Origin of the sequence: Streptococcus mitis (genome assembly GCF_002096755.1) — a bacterium.
GTDB classification, from domain to species: Bacteria; Bacillota; Bacilli; order Lactobacillales; family Streptococcaceae; genus Streptococcus; species Streptococcus mitis_AC.
This window is the reverse complement of sequence record NZ_NCVF01000022.1, coordinates 83,947-105,102: the sequence shown is the minus strand read 5'-3', so window position 1 is coordinate 105,102 and position 21,156 is coordinate 83,947. Positions and strand designations below refer to the sequence as shown.

General features: G+C 42.9%; 23 protein-coding genes. 6 read left to right on the top strand and 17 right to left on the bottom strand.

The window, feature by feature from the left end:
• Positions 1-75: 75 nt before the first annotated feature.
• On the bottom strand, positions 76-603 hold the full coding sequence (locus B7700_RS05100; protein WP_049496374.1) for an FUSC family protein: 528 nt from the start codon (positions 601-603) through the stop codon (positions 76-78).
• A gap of 135 nt (positions 604-738) precedes the next feature.
• Positions 739-1,935 (bottom strand): phosphoglycerate kinase, encoded by a 1,197-nt coding sequence (locus B7700_RS05095; RefSeq protein WP_084887531.1) that lies wholly within the window; start codon positions 1,933-1,935, stop codon positions 739-741.
• A 239-nt stretch (positions 1,936-2,174) separates the two neighbouring features.
• Between B7700_RS05095 and B7700_RS05090 the strand changes: the two genes are divergently transcribed.
• Positions 2,175-3,806 carry a Na/Pi cotransporter family protein gene (locus tag B7700_RS05090; RefSeq protein WP_084887529.1) on the top strand — a complete coding sequence of 544 codons (1,632 nt, stop codon included), beginning with the start codon at positions 2,175-2,177 and terminating at the stop codon, positions 3,804-3,806.
• Between the two features lie 97 nt (positions 3,807-3,903).
• Here B7700_RS05090 and B7700_RS05085 read toward each other — a convergent pair whose 3' ends face one another.
• On the bottom strand, positions 3,904-4,200 hold the full coding sequence (locus B7700_RS05085; protein ID WP_084887527.1) for a bacteriocin immunity family protein: 297 nt from the start codon (positions 4,198-4,200) through the stop codon (positions 3,904-3,906).
• A 21-nt stretch (positions 4,201-4,221) separates the two neighbouring features.
• The gene (gene pepA / locus B7700_RS05080; protein WP_020903106.1) at positions 4,222-5,286 is read right to left on the bottom strand and encodes a glutamyl aminopeptidase; all 1,065 of its coding nucleotides are present in this window, start codon (positions 5,284-5,286) and stop codon (positions 4,222-4,224) included.
• Positions 5,287-5,523: 237 nt separating this feature from the next.
• On the opposite strand from pepA, the gene B7700_RS05075 reads away from it, so the two are divergent.
• From B7700_RS05075 to B7700_RS05060, 4 genes are all read left to right on the top strand, one after another.
• Positions 5,524-6,483 (top strand): ABC transporter permease, encoded by a 960-nt coding sequence (locus B7700_RS05075; protein ID WP_192855660.1) that lies wholly within the window; start codon positions 5,524-5,526, stop codon positions 6,481-6,483.
• Positions 6,473-7,429 carry an iron chelate uptake ABC transporter family permease subunit gene (locus B7700_RS05070; protein WP_084887523.1) on the top strand — a complete coding sequence of 319 codons (957 nt, stop codon included), beginning with the start codon at positions 6,473-6,475 and terminating at the stop codon, positions 7,427-7,429. Before B7700_RS05075 ends, B7700_RS05070 begins: the two co-directional genes overlap by 11 nt.
• On the top strand, positions 7,426-8,178 hold the full coding sequence (locus B7700_RS05065) for an iron ABC transporter ATP-binding protein (protein WP_084887520.1): 753 nt from the start codon (positions 7,426-7,428) through the stop codon (positions 8,176-8,178). The genes B7700_RS05070 and B7700_RS05065 overlap by 4 nt, the downstream gene beginning before the upstream one ends.
• Positions 8,179-8,273: 95 nt before the next feature.
• On the top strand, positions 8,274-9,239 hold the full coding sequence (locus B7700_RS05060) for a siderophore ABC transporter substrate-binding protein (protein WP_084887518.1): 966 nt from the start codon (positions 8,274-8,276) through the stop codon (positions 9,237-9,239).
• 107 nt (positions 9,240-9,346) lie between these two features.
• Here B7700_RS05060 and yidD read toward each other — a convergent pair whose 3' ends face one another.
• The 12 genes from yidD to treP all read right to left on the bottom strand — a co-directional run bounded on the left by yidD (position 9,347) and on the right by treP (position 19,309).
• Complete coding sequence (yidD, locus tag B7700_RS05055; RefSeq protein WP_050230852.1) at positions 9,347-9,589, bottom strand: membrane protein insertion efficiency factor YidD; 243 nt, start codon at positions 9,587-9,589, stop codon at positions 9,347-9,349.
• Entirely contained in the window at positions 9,589-10,311 is a 723-nt protein-coding gene (locus B7700_RS05050) for a pseudouridine synthase (RefSeq protein ID WP_001222228.1), read from the bottom strand. Before B7700_RS05050 ends, yidD begins: the two co-directional genes overlap by 1 nt.
• The gene (gene scpB, locus B7700_RS05045; protein WP_084887516.1) at positions 10,298-10,867 is read right to left on the bottom strand and encodes an SMC-Scp complex subunit ScpB; all 570 of its coding nucleotides are present in this window, start codon (positions 10,865-10,867) and stop codon (positions 10,298-10,300) included. The genes B7700_RS05050 and scpB overlap by 14 nt, the downstream gene beginning before the upstream one ends.
• Positions 10,868-10,885: 18 nt before the next feature.
• Positions 10,886-11,614, bottom strand: coding sequence for a segregation/condensation protein A (locus tag B7700_RS05040; protein WP_084887514.1), 729 nt, complete (start codon positions 11,612-11,614; stop codon positions 10,886-10,888).
• The gene (gene xerD, locus B7700_RS05035; RefSeq protein ID WP_338132008.1) at positions 11,614-12,348 is read right to left on the bottom strand and encodes a site-specific tyrosine recombinase XerD; all 735 of its coding nucleotides are present in this window, start codon (positions 12,346-12,348) and stop codon (positions 11,614-11,616) included. The genes B7700_RS05040 and xerD overlap by 1 nt, the downstream gene beginning before the upstream one ends.
• Positions 12,345-12,806: a cyclic-di-AMP-binding protein CbpB gene (gene cbpB, locus B7700_RS05030; protein WP_084887510.1), complete on the bottom strand. Its 462-nt coding sequence runs from the start codon at positions 12,804-12,806 to the stop codon at positions 12,345-12,347. Before cbpB ends, xerD begins: the two co-directional genes overlap by 4 nt.
• Entirely contained in the window at positions 12,803-13,324 is a 522-nt protein-coding gene (locus B7700_RS05025; protein WP_084887508.1) for a metallophosphoesterase, read from the bottom strand. Before B7700_RS05025 ends, cbpB begins: the two co-directional genes overlap by 4 nt.
• Positions 13,300-14,271 carry a nucleoside-triphosphate diphosphatase gene (locus tag B7700_RS05020; protein WP_084887506.1) on the bottom strand — a complete coding sequence of 324 codons (972 nt, stop codon included), beginning with the start codon at positions 14,269-14,271 and terminating at the stop codon, positions 13,300-13,302. Before B7700_RS05020 ends, B7700_RS05025 begins: the two co-directional genes overlap by 25 nt.
• Positions 14,268-15,062, bottom strand: coding sequence for a glutamate racemase (gene racE, locus B7700_RS05015; protein WP_084887504.1), 795 nt, complete (start codon positions 15,060-15,062; stop codon positions 14,268-14,270). Before racE ends, B7700_RS05020 begins: the two co-directional genes overlap by 4 nt.
• A 200-nt stretch (positions 15,063-15,262) precedes the next feature.
• On the bottom strand, positions 15,263-15,511 hold the full coding sequence (locus B7700_RS05010) for a YneF family protein (protein WP_000364990.1): 249 nt from the start codon (positions 15,509-15,511) through the stop codon (positions 15,263-15,265).
• A 141-nt stretch (positions 15,512-15,652) separates the two neighbouring features.
• Complete coding sequence (gene treC / locus B7700_RS05005) at positions 15,653-17,278, bottom strand: alpha,alpha-phosphotrehalase (protein ID WP_033688130.1); 1,626 nt, start codon at positions 17,276-17,278, stop codon at positions 15,653-15,655.
• A gap of 63 nt (positions 17,279-17,341) precedes the next feature.
• Complete coding sequence (gene treP / locus B7700_RS05000; RefSeq protein ID WP_033688129.1) at positions 17,342-19,309, bottom strand: PTS system trehalose-specific EIIBC component; 1,968 nt, start codon at positions 19,307-19,309, stop codon at positions 17,342-17,344.
• 290 nt (positions 19,310-19,599) lie between these two features.
• Here treP and treR point away from each other — a divergent pair, with 290 nt between their 5' ends.
• On the top strand, positions 19,600-20,310 hold the full coding sequence (gene treR / locus B7700_RS04995; protein ID WP_033688127.1) for a trehalose operon repressor: 711 nt from the start codon (positions 19,600-19,602) through the stop codon (positions 20,308-20,310).
• A gap of 32 nt (positions 20,311-20,342) precedes the next feature.
• Here the strand turns inward: treR and B7700_RS04990 are convergent, their stop codons facing one another.
• A complete protein-coding gene (locus B7700_RS04990; RefSeq protein ID WP_084887499.1) occupies positions 20,343-21,146 on the bottom strand; it encodes an ABC transporter ATP-binding protein in 804 nt (267 codons plus the stop codon).
• Positions 21,147-21,156: the final 10 nt, after the last annotated feature.

The following is a 21,156-nucleotide window of genomic DNA, read 5'->3' as shown; positions in this document are numbered from 1 at the left end:
TACAATTTCCTTCTTTCTGTCTATTATAGTCTAAAAAAAGACAAACGTCAATTGATAATGTTATAAAATGTAACATTATTTTTCTTTTTTCTCTAAAAAGAGCCGAATACGATCAATATCGTAATTCACGAGAATTGCGACAAAAACTCCCATGAAAGTTTCTGACACACGCGCAAACACGTACAAAATTGTTTCGCCGCTCGGAATCGATAGGGTAATGATTAACATAGCTGCTACACCACCAATAACCCCTGCTTTGTTATTCATGGCTACATTTGTCATAATGGTTAACATGGTGCAGATTGGAACAACTACCAAGGTCACCCAAAAGGCTTCGTGGAAAAAGGTATTTAATAAGAAGAAGACCAAGGCATAGAGACCACCGATACTATTTCCTAGAATACGCGAAGTCCCAAAATGGACACTCTTATCAAAACTCTCCCTCAGGCTAAAAACGGCTGTCAAAGCACCAATTTGAAGACCTTTCCAGCCAAAAAAGCCAAAAATCAAGAGAACTAGAAAAACAGCAATACCTGTTTTAAAGGTTCGCATACCAAGTCTGAACTGGGATTTATCGAATTTATATTTTTTAAAATAACTCATAATCTCAACTTTCTATTTCCATTTTATCATAAATTGGCTGATTTTATGAGCAATAGTTGAGAGGAAGCGTTTTTATTTTAAGCAAAAGAAAAGAGGAACTTTCATCCCTCTCATCTTTGATTCATTTAGAAAATCTTATTTTTCTGTCAAAGCTGCAAGTCCTGGAAGAACTTTACCTTCAAGAAGTTCCATTGATGCTCCACCACCAGTAGAGATCCATGAGAATTTGTCTGCACGGCCAAGGTTAATCGCTGCGGCAGCTGAGTCACCACCACCGATGATTGATTTAACGCCTGGTTGTTTCACGATAGCGTCCATCACACCGATTGTACCAGCTTGGAAGTCTGGGTTTTCAAATACACCCATAGGTCCGTTCCATACAACTGTTTTCGCACCAGTCAAAGCTTCGTCAAATTTAGCGATAGATTTTGGACCGATGTCAAGACCAAGGAAGCCTTCAGAAACTGCTTCACCTTCAGTGTCACGCACTTCAGTGTAACCAGAAAATGCGTTAGCTTCTTTTGAGTCAACTGGCAAGATCAATTTACCGTTTGCTTTTTCAAGAAGAGCTTTCGCAACATCCAATTTGTCTTCTTCTACAAGTGAGTTACCGATTTCGATACCTTGTGCTTTGTAGAATGTGTAAGTCATACCACCACCGATAAGGACTTTATCAGCTTTTTCAAGCAAGTTTTCGATAACACCGATCTTGTCTGAAACTTTTGAACCACCAAGGATAGCCACGAATGGACGTTCTGGAGTTTCAACTGCTTCTTGGATGTAGGCAATTTCGTTTTCAAGAAGGAAACCAGCAACTGCTTTTTCAACGTTTGCTGAGATACCAACGTTAGATGCGTGTGCACGGTGAGCTGTACCGAATGCATCGTTTACGAAGATACCATCTCCAAGTGATGCCCAGTATTTACCAAGTTCAGGATCGTTTTTAGATTCTTTCTTGCCGTCAACATCTTCGTAACGAGTGTTTTCAACCAAAAGAACTTGTCCATCTTCAAGAGCGTTGATAGCTGCTTCCAATTCAGCACCACGAGTTACACCTGGAAAAACAACATCTTGACCAAGTTTTGCCGCCAAGTCTGCCGCTACAGGAGCAAGTGATTTACCAGCTTTATCAGCTTCTTCTTTCACACGTCCAAGGTGAGAGAAAAGAATTGCACGTCCACCTTGTTCGATGATGTACTTAATAGTTGGAAGAGCTGCTGTGATACGGTTGTCGTTAGTGATTACGCCATCTTTCAATGGTACGTTGAAGTCAACACGAACGAGGACTTTTTTACCTTTCAAGTCAACGTCTTTAACAGTAAGTTTTGCCATGTTACAAAAACCCCTTTATTTATTTTATTCGAAACTATTATATCACACTTTGGAAATATAAGGAAAGATTTCACAAGATTTTTCGATATTTAATCTTTGTGACATCCTAGAGTATATTATTTTTGCTTTTTCTAACGAATTTTCTTTCTAAAATCTTAGCTTAACACTTGTTAGATTTACTTTTATCCTTTAAAATAGAATAGGAGAAATTCCGTTATTATTTTTCGGAGGAAAAAGAAATGTCCATTAATTGGCAGGAAATTTTATTTCACTTTTTAGGTGGTCTGGGACTATTCTTATATAGTATCAAGACCATGGGAGACGGTTTGCAACAAGCTGCTGGAGATCGCCTTCGGTTTTACATTGACAAATATACCAGCAATCCGTTCTTCGGTGTGCTAGTTGGTATCGGTATGACGGCACTAATTCAGTCAAGTTCTGGTGTCACAGTCATTACAGTGGGGCTAGTCAGCGCAGGACTTTTGACCTTGCGTCAAGCTATCGGTATTGTCATGGGTGCCAATATTGGAACTACCGTTACATCCTTTATCATCGGTTTTAAGCTAGGAGATTACGCCTTACCAATGCTTTTCATCGGAGCGATTTGTCTCTTCTTCACCAAGAATCGCTCTATCAATAACATCGGACGTATCATTTTTGGTGTAGGTGGTATCTTCTTCGCTCTCAATCTTATGAGCGGTGCAATGGAACCTCTAAAAGACCTGCAAGTCTTTAGAGACTATATGGTTGAACTAAGTAAGAGTCCTATTCTAGGTGTCTTTGTCGGAACTGGACTAACCCTACTCATTCAAGCTTCTTCCGCAACTATCGGTATCCTACAGAATCTTTACGCAAGTGGTTTGATTGATCTACAAGGTGCCCTACCAGTCTTGTTTGGTGATAATATCGGAACGACCATTACAGCTATTATTGCTTCTCTTGGAGCCAATATCGCTGCCAAACGTGTTGCTGGTGCCCATGTCGCCTTTAACGTGATTGGTACGGTTATCTGTATTGTCTTCCTTGTACCTTTCACTGGCTTGATTCAATGGTTTGAATCTACACTCAATCTGGCTCCAGAAATGACCATTGCCTTCGCCCACGGAACCTTTAATATCACAAATACTATTATCCAATTTCCATTCATCGGAGCCTTGGCTTACTTTGTAACCAAGCTCATCCCTGGTGAAGACGAAGTTGTCAAGTACGAGCCACTTTATCTTGATGAGCATTTGATTAAACAAGCTCCATCAATCGCTCTCGGAAATGCCAAAAAAGAACTCCTTCACTTGGGAAATTATGCTTCTAAAGCCTTTGATCTTTCATACAACTACATCATTGACCTCAATGAAAAGGTTGCTGAAAAAGGCCACAAGACAGAAGAAGCCATCAATACCATTGATGAAAAATTGACTCGTTACCTTATTACTCTTTCAAGTGAAGCCCTTAGCCAGAAAGAAAGTGAAGTGCTGACCAACATCCTGGATTCATCCCGTGATTTGGAAAGAATTGGGGACCACGCAGAAGCTCTTCTCAACCTGACTGACTATCTTCAACGTAAAAATGTTGAGTTCTCTGAAGCTGCTTTACAAGAACTAGCTGATATCTATCAAAAAACCACTGGCTTTATCAAGGATGCCCTTGATAGCGTGGAAAACAACGATATTGAAAAAGCTCAAAGTCTGATTGAACGCCATAAAGAAATCAACAATATGGAACGTGTTCTCAGAAAGACACACATCAAGCGCCTCAACAAGGGCGAGTGTTCAACACAAGCTGGGGTCAACTTTATCGATATCATTTCCCACTACACTCGAGTGTCTGACCACGCTATGAATCTTGCTGAAAAAGTCATCGCTGAACAAATCTAAGAACCAAGAAGCTATCCTAAATAGGATGGCTTTTTCCTTTTCCTAACCAAGAATTACTCTTCTACCATATAGAAAAATGCTTTGATTCACAATGGAATCAAAGCATTTTAAAGAGCTCCCCGTACATAAGCGCAGAAGCCGCAGTTCCTCTGTACTTGGCTTCTTCTCTTTTGATAAAGCGAGCCAAGTTGAGCAACTCAGGTGCCGGATGTTTGGGATTTAGGAGCAATTCACGATTGACTAGACCCGAGAGACGAACTGCCAGCAATTGCTCATTTGTAGTAGGCAGTTTTTTAGCAGTCTCTAGGAGAGCAGCAACTAAATCTTCACTCAAATCATGTCGAGCATGATTGTAAAGATTTTTTACAAGGCTTTCTAGGTTTGGTTCTACCATCCCTACCACCTCCCTTATGGTTTAATAATTTTTAATCAAGTCAACTGTTGAACGATCCAATTTCTTGACCAAGGCTTGCAAGAAAGCTTGCGCTTCTAAGAAGTCATCCATAGCGTAGAGGGTTTGATGAGAATGGATATAACGAGCGCAAACACCGATTGTTGTAGATGGGACACCACCATTTTTCAGATGAGCTGCGCCAGCGTCTGTTCCACCTTTACCACAGTAGTATTGGTACTTGATACCAGCTTCTTCAGCCGTTGTCAAAAGGAAATCCTTCATTCCTGGGAGAAGCAAGTGACCTGGATCGTAGAAACGAATCAAGGTTCCATCCCCAATCTTGCCTTGACCGCCATAAACATCACCTGCTGGTGAACAGTCAACTGCGAGGAAGACTTCTGGATCAAACTTGGTTGTAGATGTATGAGCACCGCGGAGACCAACTTCTTCTTGGACGTTAGAACCCAGATAGAGTTCATTGCCAAGTTTTTGACCTGACAGGGCTTCTGCTAACTCACTAACCATGAGCACACCGTAGCGATTGTCCCAAGCTTTTGAGATGATATTTTTTTCATTGGCTGTTAAGATTGCAGAACTATCTGGTACGATGGTGTCGCCAGGACGGATGCCAAAACTTTCTGCCTCAGCCTTGTCCGCAAAACCACCATCAAAGACGATATCTGCAATAGCAGGCATGGTTGGTCCGCCCTTACCACGAGTCAAATGTGGCGGAACAGAACCTGAAATCACAGGAATTTCACGACCGTCAAGAGTCAAGAGTTTGAAACGTTGGCTGCTGACTACCATGGGGTTCCAGCCACCAATTTCTACGACACGGAAGGTGCCGTCTGGCTTAATCTCGCTGACCATAAAACCAACTTCATCCATGTGAGAAGCAACCAAAACGCGTGGCGCATCCGCAGCTTCTGAATGTTTAATCCCGAAAATACCACCCAAGCCATCTGTCACCACTTCATCCACGTGCGGTGTCAACTTTTCACGAAGATAAGCACGGACAGGTGCTTCATGACCTGAGATAGCAGCAAGTTCTGTTACTTCTTTGATTTTTGAAAATAATGTTGTCATTTCAGTTCCTTCTTTCTTTCATCCATTTTACCACTTTTTATAGGAGAAGGATAGCGGGAAGGTGGATTGGGTTTTGCAAGTTTATCCTATAAAAGAGGGATTTAGCACTTGTTTCAGGAATTTTTCTTTCTTTTTTACATTAAATTGTCAGAAAATTTATTGACAGATTAAATAAATCGTGTTACAGTAATATCCGCAGGTATCTTTCGATACCAAATCTACATGAAAGGACGGGGTATGAAACTTTCTCATTATTTAATTGGCTTACTTCTAGTCCTAGTCTTTCTCTCTATTAGCATTGGGACCAGTGATTTTTCATGGGGAAAACTCTTTTCTCTGGATCATGAAACTTGGCTTCTCTTTCAAGAGTCTCGTCTTCCAAGAACCATTAGCATCCTCCTGACTGCCTCTAGTATGAGTATGGCAGGACTTCTCATGCAGACTATCACTCAAAATCAATTTGCTGCTCCGAGTACAGTTGGAACGACTGAAGCTGCCAAACTAGGAATGGTACTGAGTCTCTTTGTCTTTCCGTCGGCTAGTCTGACCCAAAAGATGCTCTTTGCTTTTGTTTCATCCATCTTATTTACCCTCTTCTTTCTGGCCTTTATGACTATTTTTACCGTAAAGGAAAGGTGGATGTTGCCTCTGATTGGGATCATCTATAGCGGAATTATCGGTTCTGTGACAGAAGTTATCGCCTATCGTTTCAATCTGGTTCAGAGTATGACTGCCTGGACCCAGGGCTCCTTCTCCATGATTCAGACCCATCAGTATGAGTGGCTCTTCTTAGGCCTCATCATCCTGATAGCCGTTTGGAAATTATCCCAAACCTTTACCATCATGAATCTAGGAAAAGAAACCAGTGAAAGTTTGGGGATTTCCTACTCCTTACTTGAAAAACTGGCCCTCTTTCTGGTGGCGCTAACAACAAGTGTCACCATGATTACCGTGGGTGGCTTACCATTTCTCGGAGTTATTGTTCCCAATCTTGTTCGCAAGCGCTATGGAGATAATCTAAGTCATACCAAACTCATCTTAGCACTGGTCGGTGCCAATCTAGTTCTGGCCTGCGATATCCTTTCCCGAGTTCTGATTCGGCCCTATGAGCTGTCTGTCAGTCTTCTACTAGGAATCATTGGTAGCCTCGTCTTTATCCTACTTCTATGGAGAGGGGGACGAAAAGATGCAGTTTAAAAGCAAACATACCAAACTCTTCGGTCTTCTCATTATTCTGGCCATCGGAGCTTGCCTTCTCTACTTTTGGCCCATTACTCACCTATCTGTCTTTGCTTGGAAGTTGCGTTCCCAAAAGATCATCGTTTATCTCTTGGTAGCTATCGCGACTGGGATTTCGACCATTAGTTTTCAAACCCTGACGGAAAATCGTTTCCTGACGCCAAGTATTTTAGGAATCGAATCCTTCTACGTCCTACTACAAACTCTACTACTGGTTTTTGAAAGCAAATTTCTTCAACTCGGGAAGTCTCCCATCTTAGAATTCCTAATCTTACTTCTCGTCCAATCCCTCTTCTTTCTTGCCTTACAAGGTTACTTGAAGACACTGATGAAACAAGACCTGGTCTTCATCCTGTTGATCTGTCTAGCACTCGGAAGTCTCTTTCGAAATATCAGTACCTTCCTTCAGGTCCTGATGGATCCAAATGAATACGATAAATTGCAGAACAGTCTCTTTGCCTCCTTTCAACATCTCAACACTTCCATCCTAGCCATCGGTTCTCTGATCATCCTCGCTTTGACGATCTCTTTCTTTCGAAAAGCAGTCATTTTGGATGTCTTGCACCTGCAAAGAGAAACGGCTCAGATATTGGGACTCGATGTTGAAAAAGAACAGAAAGAACTCCTCTGGGGCATCGTGCTTTTGACCTCAACGGCCACTGCCCTGGTAGGGCCTATGGCCTTCTTCGGCTTTATGCTGGCTAACCTCACCTACCTGATTGTCAAAGACTATCGGCACAAGTTACTCTTTATCGTAGCCATTCTGGTTGGATTTATTAGCTTGACCTTGGGGCAGGCCCTGATTGAACGAGTCTTTGCACTGGAAATTCGCATCAGCATGATTATCGAGAGTGTAGGGGGGCTCCTATTCTTTATCTTACTATACAGGAGGGCGCGTCGGTGAAACTGGAAAACATTGACAAATCCATTCAAAAACAGGATATTTTGCAAGGTATTACGCTTGAAGTCAGCCCTCAGAAACTGACTGCCTTTATTGGTCCAAATGGTGCTGGAAAATCAACTCTCCTCTTTATCATGAGCAGACTGACCAAGAAGGATCAGGGGATTCTCAGTATCAAAGGTCGTGAAATCGAGAGTTGGAATTCGCAAGAACTGGCCCAAGAACTAACCATCCTAAAGCAGAAGATTAATTACCAAGCCAAATTGACGGTTGAAGAACTGGTCAGTTTTGGACGTTTTCCCTACAGCCGAGGTCGACTGAGACCAGAAGATTGGGAAAAAATCCGAGAAACTCTGGACTATCTGGAACTGACCAACTTAAAAGACCGCTACATCGATAGCCTGTCTGGGGGACAACTCCAGCGAGTCTTTATCGCTATGGTACTGGCCCAGGATACAGACTTTATCTTGCTAGACGAACCACTCAACAATCTCGATATCAAGCAAAGTGTTAGTATGATGCAGATTCTCAAGCGACTGGTGGAGGAACTCGGCAAGACCATTATCATCGTCCTCCACGATATCAACATGGCCAGTCAGTATGCAGATGAAATTGTCGCCTTCAAGGACGGTCAAGTCTTTAGCAAGGGAACAACCAATCAAATCATGCAGTCTGACCTGCTCAGTCAACTATATGAGATTCCCATCACGCTGGCTGACATCAATGGCAAAAAGATCTGTATCTATAGCTAGCAACTCAGAAACTCGAGTTAGAAGAAATTTTGTCTCTTAGTCAATAAAACCTAGAGACTCCCTACATCGTTATCATATTTTAAAAAGGAGAAATCATGAAAACATCCCTTAAATTTTATCTCACTGCCCTAGCGGCCAGCTTCTTGCTCCTACTTGGTGCATGTAGTACAAACTCAAGTACCAGCCAGTCGGAGACAAGTAGCTCTGCTCCAACAGAGGTAACCATTAAAAGTTCACTAGGTGTAGTCACACTTTCAAAAGTCCCTGAAAAGATTGTGACCTTTGACCTCGGTGCTGCGGATACTATTCGCGCTTTAGGTTTTGAAAAGAATATCGTCGGAATGCCTACAAAAACTGTTCCGACTTATCTTAAAGACCTAGCTGGAAAAGTTAAAAATGTTGGTTCTATGGTTGAGCCAGACCTAGAAGCCCTTGCTGCTCTTGAACCAGACCTAATTATCGCTTCACCACGTACCCAAAAATTCGTAGATAAGTTCAACGAAATCGCTCCGACTGTTCTCTTCCAAGCAGGCAAAGATGACTACTGGACTTCTACCAAGGCTAATATCGAATCCCTAGCAAGCGCCTTTGGTGAAACTGGTACACAGAAAGCCAAGGAAGAATTGGCCAAGCTAGACAAGAGCATCCAAGAAGTCGCTACTAAAAATGAAAGCTCTGACAAAAAAGCCCTCGCAATTCTCCTCAATGAAGGAAAAATGGCAGCCTTTGGTGCCCAATCTCGTTTCTCTTTCTTGTACCAAACCTTGAAATTCAAACCAACTGATACTCAATTTGAAGATTCTCGCCACGGACAAGAAGTCAGCTTTGAAAGTGTCAAAGAAATCAATCCTGACATCCTCTTTGTCATCAATCGTACCCTTGCCATCGGTGGTGACAACTCAAGCAACGATGGTGTCCTAGAAAATGCCCTCATTGCTGAAACTCCTGCCGCTAAAAATGGTAAGATTATCCAACTAACACCAGACCTCTGGTATCTAAGTGGAGGCGGACTTGAATCAACAAAACTCATGATTGAAGACGCACAAAAAGCTTTGAAATAAGCAACTTCAAACTCAATCACATCTTTACATGATAAAACGCATCCTATCAAGCTCACTCAAACCTGATAGGATGCGTTTTTATCATTTTAAAATCTGTTTACCTAGCCTCATTCCCCTTCTTGATTCCGTTTAAGGGAAAAATGGTCTGGGACGGGGTCCTTACCTGTTTTCGACCAGGGATGGCAACGTAAAATCCGAGCCAAGCCCATCAAAACACCCTTGAAGCCATGTTTTTCAATAGCCTGAATCATGTAGTTGGAACAAGTCGGCTCAAAGCGACAAGAGGGTGGAAAGGCTGGTGAGATAAACCGTTGGTAAAAGCGCACAGGCGCTATTAAAATTCGTTTCATTATTTCTTGGTTACGGCCATGGTATGTAGTTGGCTGATTTCTTTTTTGTTAAGACGACGGGATTCTCCTGGACGGAGTCCTGTCAAGTCTAGATGTCCAAAACGAGTCCGTGATAACTTGTCCACTTGAAGACCGACAGCTTCAAACATCTTTTTAACCTGGTGGTTACGCCCTTCATGGATAGTCAACTGCACCACAGAGCGGTTTTTGACTGGATCCACTTTGAGAATTTCATAGACAGCCGGCTTGGTTTTCTTACCATCAATCTCAAGTCCACGGGTCAAGGGGCGGAGATTGTCCTTATTGGCCACACCTTTAACACGCGCGACATAAACCTTATCAATCTCATTACGAGGGTGAATCATCTCATCCGTAAAATCCCCATCATTGGTCAAAATCAAGACTCCTGATGTATCCCAGTCCAAACGACCTACAGGGTAGATGCGCTCTTTGACATTGGGCAAGAGGTCGACAACCGTCTTGCGGCCCTTGTCATCTGTCACACTGGAAATGACACCGCGTGGTTTGTTAAGCAGATAATAGACCTTTTCTTCGTTGTAGATAGGTTGACCTTCAACTTCGACCTTGTCGCCTGACTTGATAGTGGTTGCTAGTTCACGTACCACTTGGCCGTTAACCGTCACCAAACCTTGCTTGATCAACTCTTCTGCTTTTCTCCTACTGGCCACACCTGCGTGGGCAATATATTTATTGATTCTCATCTTCTTCTATCCTTTCACCAAATAATTGGCTTTCTTGAGCCTGAATCTCAAGCTCATCAATCACTGGCAGTTCTTCCAAATGGTTAATCCCCATGTAATCTAGGAAATAATCCGTAGTCACATAGAGGTTGGGGCGACCCAACACTTCTTTTTTCCCGTCTTCTCGTATCAAGTCAAAGGCCTGCAACTTTGCCAAGGCCCCACTCGAGTTGACCCCACGGATGGCATCAATCTCTATCCGTGTGATAGGCTGTTTGTAGGCAATGATGGACAAGGTCTCAAGGGCAGCCCGAGATAAACTCTGGTTGATAGGTGCCTTTGAGTATTCTTTCAAAACCGCTGCAAATTGAGGCTTGGTCACCAATCTATAAGCGCCCCCTGTCTCAATCAGAACCAAACTGGAATCTGGGTCCTTTTCATACTTCTGGGCTAATTTTTCTAAACTCTGTTGGATGCCTGTCGGTGGCAGAGAGAGGAGTTCAGCTAACTGGCGGACTCTAATCCCATCTTCACCCGCTACAAACAAGAGCGCTTCTATTTTTGCTAAAGTACTCATCTTTCCTCTCTATCAAGTCTAGCTTTGGGCCACTTGACTTTCTTCCTTCTTTTCCATGAGATAAATATCTCCGAAACTTTCCTCTTGCACAAGAATCAGCTCCTGGGTTTTGATTAACTCTAGGGTTGCCAAAAAGAGGGTGATGACCTCTTGGACATTCTGGGCTTCCTTAAACAAATCCTGCAAGCGCAATTGATCTCGTCCAGTCAAGGACTCTTTCACGATAACCATCATGTCCTCAATCTTATACTCATCCCGCAAGATAGTCGTGTGATTCTGTGCAAACTCCTCTTTTTTCTTGGATAGGATATTTGAAAAAGCCAAAAAGAGGTCAATGGTCGTCTTGTCATGCACAAGCTCCGCATCTTCGTAAATCAACTCTGTCGGCGCTTTGGAATAATACTGGGCCCGATCTTGGTGCTTGGCTTCCAAGTGCTCCCCCAAGAGCTTGAACTTGCGGTATTCTTCGATTTGAGAGAGAAGATCCTGCTCTAGATCATCCTCCAAGTCTGTCACTTCTGCTACCTTTGGAAGGAGTTTGCGACTCTTGATCAGCATGAGCTGACTGGCCATGACCATGTACTCCCCCGTCACTTCCAGACGCATGGCCTGCAGGGTTGAAACATAGGCTAGATACTGTTCGATAACTTCCGTAATGGGCACATCGTAGATATCCATCTGGTACTTAGAAACCAGGTGCAAGAGCAAGTCCAGCGGCCCTTCAAAATCTTTTAATTTAATATCCATTATCTATATTTTTCTAAGGTCAGGACTGTTTTTAATCCTAATTTTTTTGCAATTTCGTACAAATCGACCTTCTTTTCTATTTGTCTTAGAATAAACTGTTCCCGCAAGGCTTGAGCGGATAAGGCTGGAAAACCTTTCTCCTTGACAAAAGACTCTAGCTGACGAAAGGCCCACTGACGAGAATAGGCTTTCCCTCCCCTTTCAAAGAGGTAGGTCTGGCCCATCAAGGGTTCCAATTCTGAAAGCAAGCTCGTGGGAATGCTGACAATCCTCTGTTGGGAAGCCTTCTTGATTCGCAACACCTGAAAATCCAGATTGATATCCTCAACCTTGAGAGCTAAAATCTCACTCGGCAAGAGCCCTATTTCCAAGATAAGAAGAGCCAGCAAGCGCCCCTCTGAATAGTCACTTTCCTGCCAAAAAGAGGCTAGGTCTAACAGTTCTGGCTTTTCGGTCTTCTTTTCAGCTTGTTTAGCTAATTCCAAGCGGTAAAAGCTATCCACTTCTCCTTTTTGATAGAGAAAGCAGAGAAATTGGTTACAGGCCGAAATCTTTCGCTTCTGGGCGCTGATTTTTAGATTGGCTAACTGGGCTTGGTAAATCTTGAGACTAGTCTCAGAAATCCGCTCGCCTACAATGTCTAAAAATTGCTCCAGATCATACTTATAGGACTGCTTGGAATTGGCAGACAAGCCCTGCTTTTCCTCTAAAAAGTCTGAAATCCTATCTCTCATTTGCATCGAATTTCATAGTCCTTACTAAAGTCATGCAAAAGAGCATTGACAGCCTTGAGGATAGACTTACGCGTGATAATCCCTTGGAAAATCCCTTCTGCGTCCACAACCGGCAAGAAGGACTCATCTACCAGCTTGTGCAAGACCTCCGTAATGGTAAAATCAGGCGAGACGACCGCTACGTCCGTTCTCGTCATATGAACGATATCCGTATCTGCCATGATTTCTTGACTCAAGTCATGCTCCATCTGATAAGCCATAATATCTCTGAGCCCAATCGTCCCAACAAACTGTTTTTCATCTGTCACAACAGGAACACGAGTATAGGTCATCTGACTGAGCAAGAGGGTTGCATGATCCGCATTGTGAGTATCAATCAACACAGCTAGATTTTTAGCAGGAGTCAAAAAAGTTTCTTCTTGCCCCAACAAGAAAGTCTCAAACTCCTTGGCAATCATCGGCTAAACTCCTTGGACAAGCCCGGATACACCTCATGCTCTCGTGTCAAAAAGTCCACTTTGAAATAACTGTCATCAATCTCCACACGAGCATAGAGACATTCTCTGATGGTCCCACGTGGTTGACTGATGGAACCTGGATTTAGAAAGAGGGTCTTGCCTTCCATCCAAGCATTTGGTACATGCAAGTGACCATAGAGGCAGATATCGGCCTCTTCCTCCTGAGCCCAGTAGTCCAACTTTTGAAAATTGAAATTAATGTCAAACAAGTGACCATGGGTTTGGATAATCTTGGTCGAACCAAGCTCCGTCACCAAACGTTCTGGGTAGCCGGCGTAGAAGTCCATGTTCCCTTTAACAACACGGATGCCTTCCCAAAGGGGAGAATCAGGACGCAGTTCAGAATCGCCGTTATGAAAAACGGCATCAACTTTGCCCACATAGCGATCACGGATTTCTTCCACAATCAAGCTATCGCCATGAGAATCGCTCATTACAATGATGGTTTGCTTTGCCATGATGGAAATACCTCCAAAAGTTTCTTAACGGCTAAGGCACGGTGAGATTGACTATTTTTTTCTTCAAGGGTTAATTCAGCTGAGGACTTGCCTGTCTCTCCCACGAGGAAGAGTGGGTCATAGCCGAAGCCATTTTCACCCTTAGGTTCAAAGTTAATATAGCCTGGCCAGTCAGCTTCAACAACCAAACTTTCCTTGTTTGGACTGGCCACGACTAGGGTTGTATGGAATTGAGCCGAGCGGTCCTTGAGTTCAAAGACCATGGCCAATTCGTGCAAGAGTTTGGCATTGTTTTCACGGTCAGTAGCTCCCACACCTGCGAAACGAGCTGACCAGACACCTGGCAAGCCACCAAGGACATCGACTTTGAGACCTGAGTCATCTGCCAAAACCATCTTGCCCGTTAATTGAGAAATGGTTTCTGCCTTGAGACGGGCATTTTCTTCGAAGGTCATGCCTGTTTCAGCTACTTCAGGCAGGTCAGGATAGTCATTGAGATTTTCCACATCGTAGCCTAACTTATCAAAGATAGCTCGGAACTCTTTGGTCTTGCCTTCGTTTCGAGTCGCAATCAATAAGGTTTCTCTGACCTTGCTTGTCTCAAAGAAATCATGAACATTGACCCCTTCTTTAGGCAATTCTACATGCAGGAGTTGCCCATTTTCAACCAAGAGCAAAGCCCCCTGACGTTGGATGACTTCCACATTTCGTCCCATTTCTTGGTTAAGGATATCTACCACAAAAGACAATAAACGGTAGAGAGAACCATAGCGTAAAACAATCACAGAAATAGGAAAACCTTGTTCCTCATCTCGAAATCTTTGGGCAAACTCAAATAGAGGAAAATCCAAGTCTTCATCAGTCAATGTCCGGACACCACCAAAAATACTATATGAGCCGACATACCAGTCCTGGTCATCCTTGTATTCATAAATTTTATTTGTCATAATTCTACATGCTCCACATGAATCTCTTTTTCAAGCCATTCTTCACCAATTTGTGCAAAACTTTGGCTGCTGGCTGTTGTGTAAAAACGGTGATTAAGTGGTCCAGCATCGCGACCACGATTGATTTCAAAATAATTGAGTAAGACGGAGATATCTCGTACACATTCCGCTCCACTATCGATGAGTTTGACATTCGGTCCCATGACATTTTGAATAATTGGTCTAAGAAGCGGGTAATGGGTACAGCCCAAAATCAGGCTATCTACCTTTCCAACCAAGGGACGCAGGGTTTCATAGACTACTTTCTTGGTGACACTGGTTGACAGGGCACCTGACTCAACCAAGGGAGCAAACTTGGGACAGGCCAAGCTCTCCACCTGTAAGTCCGGATCCAGATCATGGATTTTCTGGCGGTAGATATCTGATTGTACCGTCATAGGCGTTCCAATCACTCCGATTTTCCCACCTTGGCTGGACTTGATAGCTGCCGAAGCTCCTGGCAAAATAACACCCAGGACAGGAATATCTAGTTGAGCCTTAATTTCTTCCCAGACGACGGCAGTCGCAGTATTACAAGCAATGACAATCATTTTGACATCCTTGGTCAAAAGAAAGTTGACCAACTGCCAAGTATATTCACGAATTTGCTCAGCAGGACGGGGACCATAGGGCGCCCGTGCCGAATCTCCAATATAGACGATTTCTTCATGCGGAAGTTGGCGCATAAGCTCGCGCACAACGGTCAAGCCCCCGACACCCGAATCCAAAAAACCAATTGGTCGATTATCCATACAGTCTTCTTTCTAGTCTTTTTTCTGATTGATAGTTCATTATGATTATTGATCCTTATGAACTGAATGACAGCCTAATCAACAACTACCTCTCTTAATCATAATCAAATATCAATAGAATGCAAGGAAAAAGTCTCATCCCTAAACCCTTAGCCAACATAGTGAGAAGTCTGGAACTTTCATCCCAGACTTTTCCTTATTTATTTTTTCTTTTTATTGTTAGCAAGGGCTGCTTTTTGTTGGCGGATGATTTGGTGGTAAACTTGTTGTACCTTAGCTTCGCTTGGTTTTTGACCATTTGCACTCAAAAGAGTACGAACTGCTTCAGCATTCAAACGTGGGTTATCAGCAAATTCTTTTTCGATTTGCTTACGAACCAAGTACATTCCTCCAAGAGCTCCTCCTAGAAAAGCTAGCACAATCAATACAATTGCTAAAAGTAAATCCATCATTTTTCTCCTGTTTCTTTTTGAGTCTCTTTCATTATACCACAAACTAGCCACCCTGACTAGTTTGTTTTACGCTTTCAGGGATGGAATAAACAGCAAAAAGAACCCTGCTTTTCTGCAAAAGAGGGCTCCTTACTGAGTTTAATTTACATAAATAGCTAGTGTTTGATAGGGTTTGAGTAGAATTTTTTCAGACACTTCTGCATCTTCATAGTTTGAAATCAAAATTCGTCCATTTTGGTAGGCTACTGATAAGTCGATTTCCAGTTCTGTGGCATAAAAATTATTGAGCACTAGTAACTTTTGATCCTCATACTGGCGTTCAAAAGCGTAGACTTGCTGACTGTCTTCAAAAGCTGGTTTGTAACTTCCTTCTGAGATGATAGGCATTTCTTTACGAAGTCGAATCAAGTCTTGGTAGAAGGTGAAAATCGGACCTTGGATTTCATTTTCTACATTGATATGAGGGTAGGATTTTCCTGCCTTGAGCCAAGGCGTCCCTACTGTAAATCCTGCATTTTCCGAAGAATCCCACTGCATGGGAATTCGTGAATTATCACGCGACTTAGCTTGAATAATCTGGAAGGCTTCTTCCTGACTCTTCCCTTCTTCTAAGAGCATCTGATAGGCATTGAGCGATTCGACATCTACATAATCAGCCATAGAATCATAGTCTGGGTCAATCATCCCGATTTCCTCACCCATATAGATATAAGGTGTCCCACGTGACAGGTGAATACTGGCCGCTAACATGGTGGCTCCTTCATTACGGAAGTTCTCAACATCGACAAAACGGTTCAAGGCACGGGGTTGGTCATGATTGTTCCAGAAGAGAGCGCTCCAACCGCCTTTATTACTCATCTCCTTGCCCCAACTATGGTAAAGACTTTTCAATTCTTCAAAATCAAAGGGAGCTAAGGTCCATTTTTGCCCATCCTTGTAGTCCACCTTGAGGTGATGAAAATTAAAGGTCATGGATAATTCCTGACGGTCAGGCGACGAATAGAGGACACAGTTTTCCATGGTGGTAGAAGACATTTCCCCAACTGTCATAAAGCTATCGTCTGATCCAAAAGTGGCTTGATTCATCATACACAAATAGTCATGAACGATAGGCTTGTCTGTATAAGCTGGCTTTCCTTCATTTTCAGGACAATTCACTAAGACCTCGTCCTTGCCAATCAAATTGATCACATCAAATCGGAAACCTTTGACACCCTTGTCGCGCCAGAAATTAACAACCTTGAAAAGCTCCTTACGAACATTGGGATTGCGCCAGTTAAGGTCAGCCTGGGTCTCATCAAAGAGGTGAAGGTAGTATTTCCCTGTATTCCCAAAGGGCGCCCATGCAGAGCCACCAAACTTAGACTGCCAGTCTGTTGGTTGGTCTTGGACGAAGAAAAAGTCTTGATAATACTTGTCACCAGCTAGGGCTTTCTGAAACCATTCATGCTCTGTCGAACAATGATTGAGCACCATGTCCAGCATAAAGTCAATCTTGTGCTCTTTACCGACACGCACCATTTCTTCAAAATCAGCCATATCACCAAAAAGAGGATCAACAGCCATATAATCTGAAATGTCGTAACCATTATCCCGTTGAGGGCTTGGATAGAATGGATTGAGCCAGACCATATCCACGCCCAATTTGGCTAGATAGGGGATTTTTTCGATAATTCCACGTAAGTCCCCAATACCATTGCCAGTGGTGTCTTTGTAAGATTTTGGATAGATTTGATAGACTACTTTTCTTTTATCAAGTGTCATCTATTTCTCCTTTTCTGATAAAAGGGAGGAAGCCGTCTTCCGTCCCTATTTGTGCTATTTTGATTAGATTCGTGTTGCGACCATGAGATCTTCTCCAGCTTGGATCGTTGTCGGATAAGTTCCAGTGATGGTCGCTGTATAAGCATCTTGATTGGTAATAATGACAGGAGTTTCTGTTACCAGACCTGCATCCTTGATAATATCCATATCAAAACGAATCAATTTCTGCCCAACTGTGACATGATCTCCTTGGGCTACTAGACTTTCAAATCCTTTGCCATCAAGACCTACTGTATCCATACCGATGTGGATGAGCAATTCCACTCCCTCATCAGAGACAATACCGATGGCATGCTTGGTAGGGAAAAGAACCGTAACTGTCCCATTGACTGGAGAAGACAACTCACCTTGACTTGGTTCAATGACCAGACCTTGCCCCATGACACCTGAAGCAAAGACTGGATCAGTTGCTTGACTTAGTTCTTTTACTTGTCCTTCAAGTGGGCTAACAATTTCTACTGGAGTATGTTCTACTGGTTCATGGCTCACAAATTCTGCTTCTTCTTGAGCAACGAATTCTGCCTGCAAGTCCGTATCATCCTCTGTTTTTGTAAAGAGACCAGCCTTGCGGAAAAAGAAAGTCAAGAGCATTGGAACAAGAATAGCGACTAGCATAGTTCCTGCAAATGGTAGCATGTATTGAGGTTGAATAGAGAGGATACCTGGCAAACCACCGATACCAATAGAAGCCGCAGTTACATTAAAAGTAACGGATAACATGCCTGCAAGAGCTGAACCAGTCATTCCAGCTACAAATGGATAGATGTATTTGACATTGACCCCAAAGAGGGCTGGTTCTGTAACACCGAGATAGGCTGAAATAGTGGCAGGAAGTGAAACCTGAGCCTCACGCTCATCATGACGGTGCATGAAATAGTAAGCAAATACGGCCGAACCTTGGGCAATATTAGAAAGAGCAATCATAGGCCAGAGGGCAGTTCCACCAGCATCCGCAATCAATTGTGTATCAATAGCATTAGTCATATGGTGCAGACCTGTAATGACAAATGGTGCATAGAGGGCACCAAAAATCGCACCGAAGAACCACTTAACAGGACCAGTTAATCCTGCTAATACAACTGATGAAAGTCCTTGCCCGATTGTCCAACCGATTGGTCCCAAGACAGTATGAGCCAAAATCAAGGCTGGAATCAATGACAAGAAAGGTACAAAAATCATAGAAATCACTTCTGGGATATGCTTACGCCAGAAAATTTCAAGATAAGACAGACTCAAACCTGCAAGCAAGGCTGGGATAACTTGGGCTTGGTAACCGATACGATTAACAGTAAAATAGCCAAAATTCCAAACCCAGTTTGCTGCGATATCAGCTGCTGGCGTTGAAGCAACCGCATAGGCATTGAGCAACTGAGGCGATACCAAACAGATTCCGAGAACAATTCCCAAGATTTGGCTGGTTCCCATCTTACGAGAAACAGACCAAGTAATCCCTACTGGTAAGAACTGGAAGATAGCTTCACCAGGCAACCAGAGGAAGTGATTGACACCTGCCCAAAACTGAGAGGTTTCTGTGATGGTCTTACCATCCAACATAGACCAATGGACACCTTCCAAAACATTACGGAAACCGAGGATCAATCCACCAACAATCAAGGCTGGAATAATCGGAGTAAAGATTTCCGCCAGAGTGGTCATGACACGTTGGACCACGTTTTGATTACTCTTAGCTGCAGACTTGGCTGCTTCTTTGGAAACACCCTCAATTCCTGAAACAGCTGTAAAATCATTATAAAAAATCGGCACGTCATTCCCAATAATCACCTGAAATTGACCTGCATTTGTAAAAGTTCCTTTAACAGCTGAAATTGACTCGATAGCCTTAACATTAGCCTTCTTATCATCTCCTAAAACAAACCGCATCCGTGTCGCACAGTGGGTTACGGCAGTCACATTTTCTTTGCCTCCAATTGCCTGAAGCAAATCTTTGGCTGCTTGTTCAAATTTTCCCATTTGATTCTCCTTATACTTGTCAAAGCAAGTTTGATTTGATAAGACTATTGTAAACGATACCAAACTTGTCTGCAACTTGTTTTGTTTAAAAAAGAGGATTTTTTTGTCATTTTTCGGTACTTGTATGGTAAAATAGATACAGGTGTTCATTGAACTAGACTAAAAAGCCATTTAATACTCAATGAAAATCAAAGAGCAAACTAGGAAGCTAGCCGCAAGCTGTACTTGAGTACGGTAAGGCGACGCTGACGTGGTTTGAATTTGATTTTCGAAGAGTATAAGGAAGTACCATGAAGAAATACCAACAACTATTTAAGCAAATCCAAGAAACCATTCAAAACGAGACTTACGCTGTCGGAGATTTCCTTCCTAGCGAGCACGACCTTATGAACCAGTATCAGGTAAGCCGTGATACCGTCCGAAAGGCCCTGTCTCTCCTCCAAGAGGAAGGATTGATCAAAAAGATAAGAGGGCAAGGTTCTCAAATCGTCAAAGAAGAAACCGTCAATTTCCCTGTATCCAACCTAACAAGCTACCAAGAGCTAGTTCAAGAACTTGGACTGCGCTCCAAAACCAACGTGGTCAGTCTGGACAAGATTATTATTGATAAAAAATCCTCACTAATAACTGGCTTCCCAGAGTTTCGTATGGTTTGGAAGGTGGTCCGCCAGCGTGTGGTGGATGATCTGGTATCCGTTCTGGATACGGACTATCTGGATATGGAACTAATCCCAAATATCACTCGCCAAATTGCTGAGCAGTCCATCTATTCTTATATAGAGGACGACCTCAAACTCCTTATTGATTATGCTCAAAAGGAAATAACCATTGACCACTCAAATGACAGAGACAAGATTCTCATGGACATAGGCAAAGACCCTTATGTCGTTTCAATCAAGTCAAAAGTCTATCTCCAAGACGGGCGCCAGTTTCAGTTTACTGAAAGCCGCCATAAACTCGAAAAATTCAGATTTGTAGATTTTGCAAAACGTAAGAAATAAAAGACTGAGACACTAGATCTCAGCCTTTTTCTTTATCCCAAAACCAATTCATCACTGACTAGGCTTTGACCACTATTTTTCTGGAAGAGATGCATGAGATCTTCAACCGTCAGATGCTTTTTCTCCTCTCCCTTGACATCCACCACTATCTTGCCTTGATAGAGCATAATGAGACGATTTCCGTACTCAATAGCATGGTTCATATCGTGGGTAATCATCAAAGTCGTCAACTGATGGTGTTCCACAATCTTTTGCGTCAAATCCATCACCATTTGACTAGTTTTCGGGTCAAGGGCCGCAGTATGTTCATCCAAAAGCAAAAGTTTGGGTTTCACCAGAGCTGCCATGACTAGGGTCAAGGCCTGTCTTTGTCCTCCTGAGAGATATTGAGTATCTACTTTTAAGCGGTTTTCAAGACCAATATTCAACTCCTTCAAGGCCTCTTGGAACTGGATTCTATCCTTCTCCTTCACGCCCCAACCAAGCCCTCTTTTCTGCCCACGTCTCAAGGCAATAGCCATATTCTCCTCAATCGTCAAACGAGAAGCCGTTCCCATCTTAGGATCTTGAAAAACACGGGCGATATCCTTGGCTCTCTTTCTTACACTCAAATTTTTAATGGATTTACCTGCCAATAAAAGGTCCCCTTCGTCCACCGATAGATTGCCAGCCAAGATATTCATCAAAGTGGATTTCCCTGCTCCATTTCCACCGATTACAGAGATAAAATCTCCCTCTTCAACCTCTAAATCTAATCCTTTGAGGACATGGTTCTCATTGACTGTCCCTGTTTCAAATGTTTTGTGAATATTTTCAAGTGTTAACAAACTTGCCATAACTTTTTCC

Bases quoted from the DNA above. Each gene is read 5' to 3' on its own strand.
- B7700_RS05090 (WP_084887529.1), top strand. From the start codon at position 2,175: ATGTCCATTAATTGGCAGGAAATTTTATTTCACTTTTTAGGTGGTCTG.
- B7700_RS05060 (WP_084887518.1), top strand. From the start codon at position 8,274: ATGAAAACATCCCTTAAATTTTATCTCACTGCCCTAGCGGCCAGCTTC.
- B7700_RS05020 (WP_084887506.1), bottom strand. From the start codon at position 14,271: ATGACAAATAAAATTTATGAATACAAGGATGACCAGGACTGGTATGTC.
- B7700_RS05050 (WP_001222228.1), bottom strand. From the start codon at position 10,311: ATGAGAATCAATAAATATATTGCCCACGCAGGTGTGGCCAGTAGGAGA.
- xerD (WP_338132008.1), bottom strand. From the start codon at position 12,348: ATGAGAGATAGGATTTCAGACTTTTTAGAGGAAAAGCAGGGCTTGTCT.
- B7700_RS05040 (WP_084887514.1), bottom strand. From the start codon at position 11,614: ATGGATATTAAATTAAAAGATTTTGAAGGGCCGCTGGACTTGCTCTTG.
- B7700_RS05010 (WP_000364990.1), bottom strand. From the start codon at position 15,511: ATGGATTTACTTTTAGCAATTGTATTGATTGTGCTAGCTTTTCTAGGA.
- cbpB (WP_084887510.1), bottom strand. From the start codon at position 12,806: ATGATTGCCAAGGAGTTTGAGACTTTCTTGTTGGGGCAAGAAGAAACT.
- racE (WP_084887504.1), bottom strand. From the start codon at position 15,062: ATGGATAATCGACCAATTGGTTTTTTGGATTCGGGTGTCGGGGGCTTG.
- treP (WP_033688129.1), bottom strand. From the start codon at position 19,309: ATGGGAAAATTTGAACAAGCAGCCAAAGATTTGCTTCAGGCAATTGGA.
- B7700_RS04990 (WP_084887499.1), bottom strand. From the start codon at position 21,146: ATGGCAAGTTTGTTAACACTTGAAAATATTCACAAAACATTTGAAACA.
- B7700_RS05025 (WP_084887508.1), bottom strand. From the start codon at position 13,324: ATGGCAAAGCAAACCATCATTGTAATGAGCGATTCTCATGGCGATAGC.
- yidD (WP_050230852.1), bottom strand. From the start codon at position 9,589: ATGAAACGAATTTTAATAGCGCCTGTGCGCTTTTACCAACGGTTTATC.
- pepA (WP_020903106.1), bottom strand. From the start codon at position 5,286: ATGACAACATTATTTTCAAAAATCAAAGAAGTAACAGAACTTGCTGCT.
- B7700_RS05085 (WP_084887527.1), bottom strand. From the start codon at position 4,200: ATGGTAGAACCAAACCTAGAAAGCCTTGTAAAAAATCTTTACAATCAT.
- treC (WP_033688130.1), bottom strand. From the start codon at position 17,278: ATGACACTTGATAAAAGAAAAGTAGTCTATCAAATCTATCCAAAATCT.
- B7700_RS05095 (WP_084887531.1), bottom strand. From the start codon at position 1,935: ATGGCAAAACTTACTGTTAAAGACGTTGACTTGAAAGGTAAAAAAGTC.
- treR (WP_033688127.1), top strand. From the start codon at position 19,600: ATGAAGAAATACCAACAACTATTTAAGCAAATCCAAGAAACCATTCAA.
- B7700_RS05075 (WP_192855660.1), top strand. From the start codon at position 5,524: ATGAAACTTTCTCATTATTTAATTGGCTTACTTCTAGTCCTAGTCTTT.
- B7700_RS05100 (WP_049496374.1), bottom strand. From the start codon at position 603: ATGAGTTATTTTAAAAAATATAAATTCGATAAATCCCAGTTCAGACTT.
- scpB (WP_084887516.1), bottom strand. From the start codon at position 10,867: ATGAGTACTTTAGCAAAAATAGAAGCGCTCTTGTTTGTAGCGGGTGAA.
- B7700_RS05070 (WP_084887523.1), top strand. From the start codon at position 6,473: ATGCAGTTTAAAAGCAAACATACCAAACTCTTCGGTCTTCTCATTATT.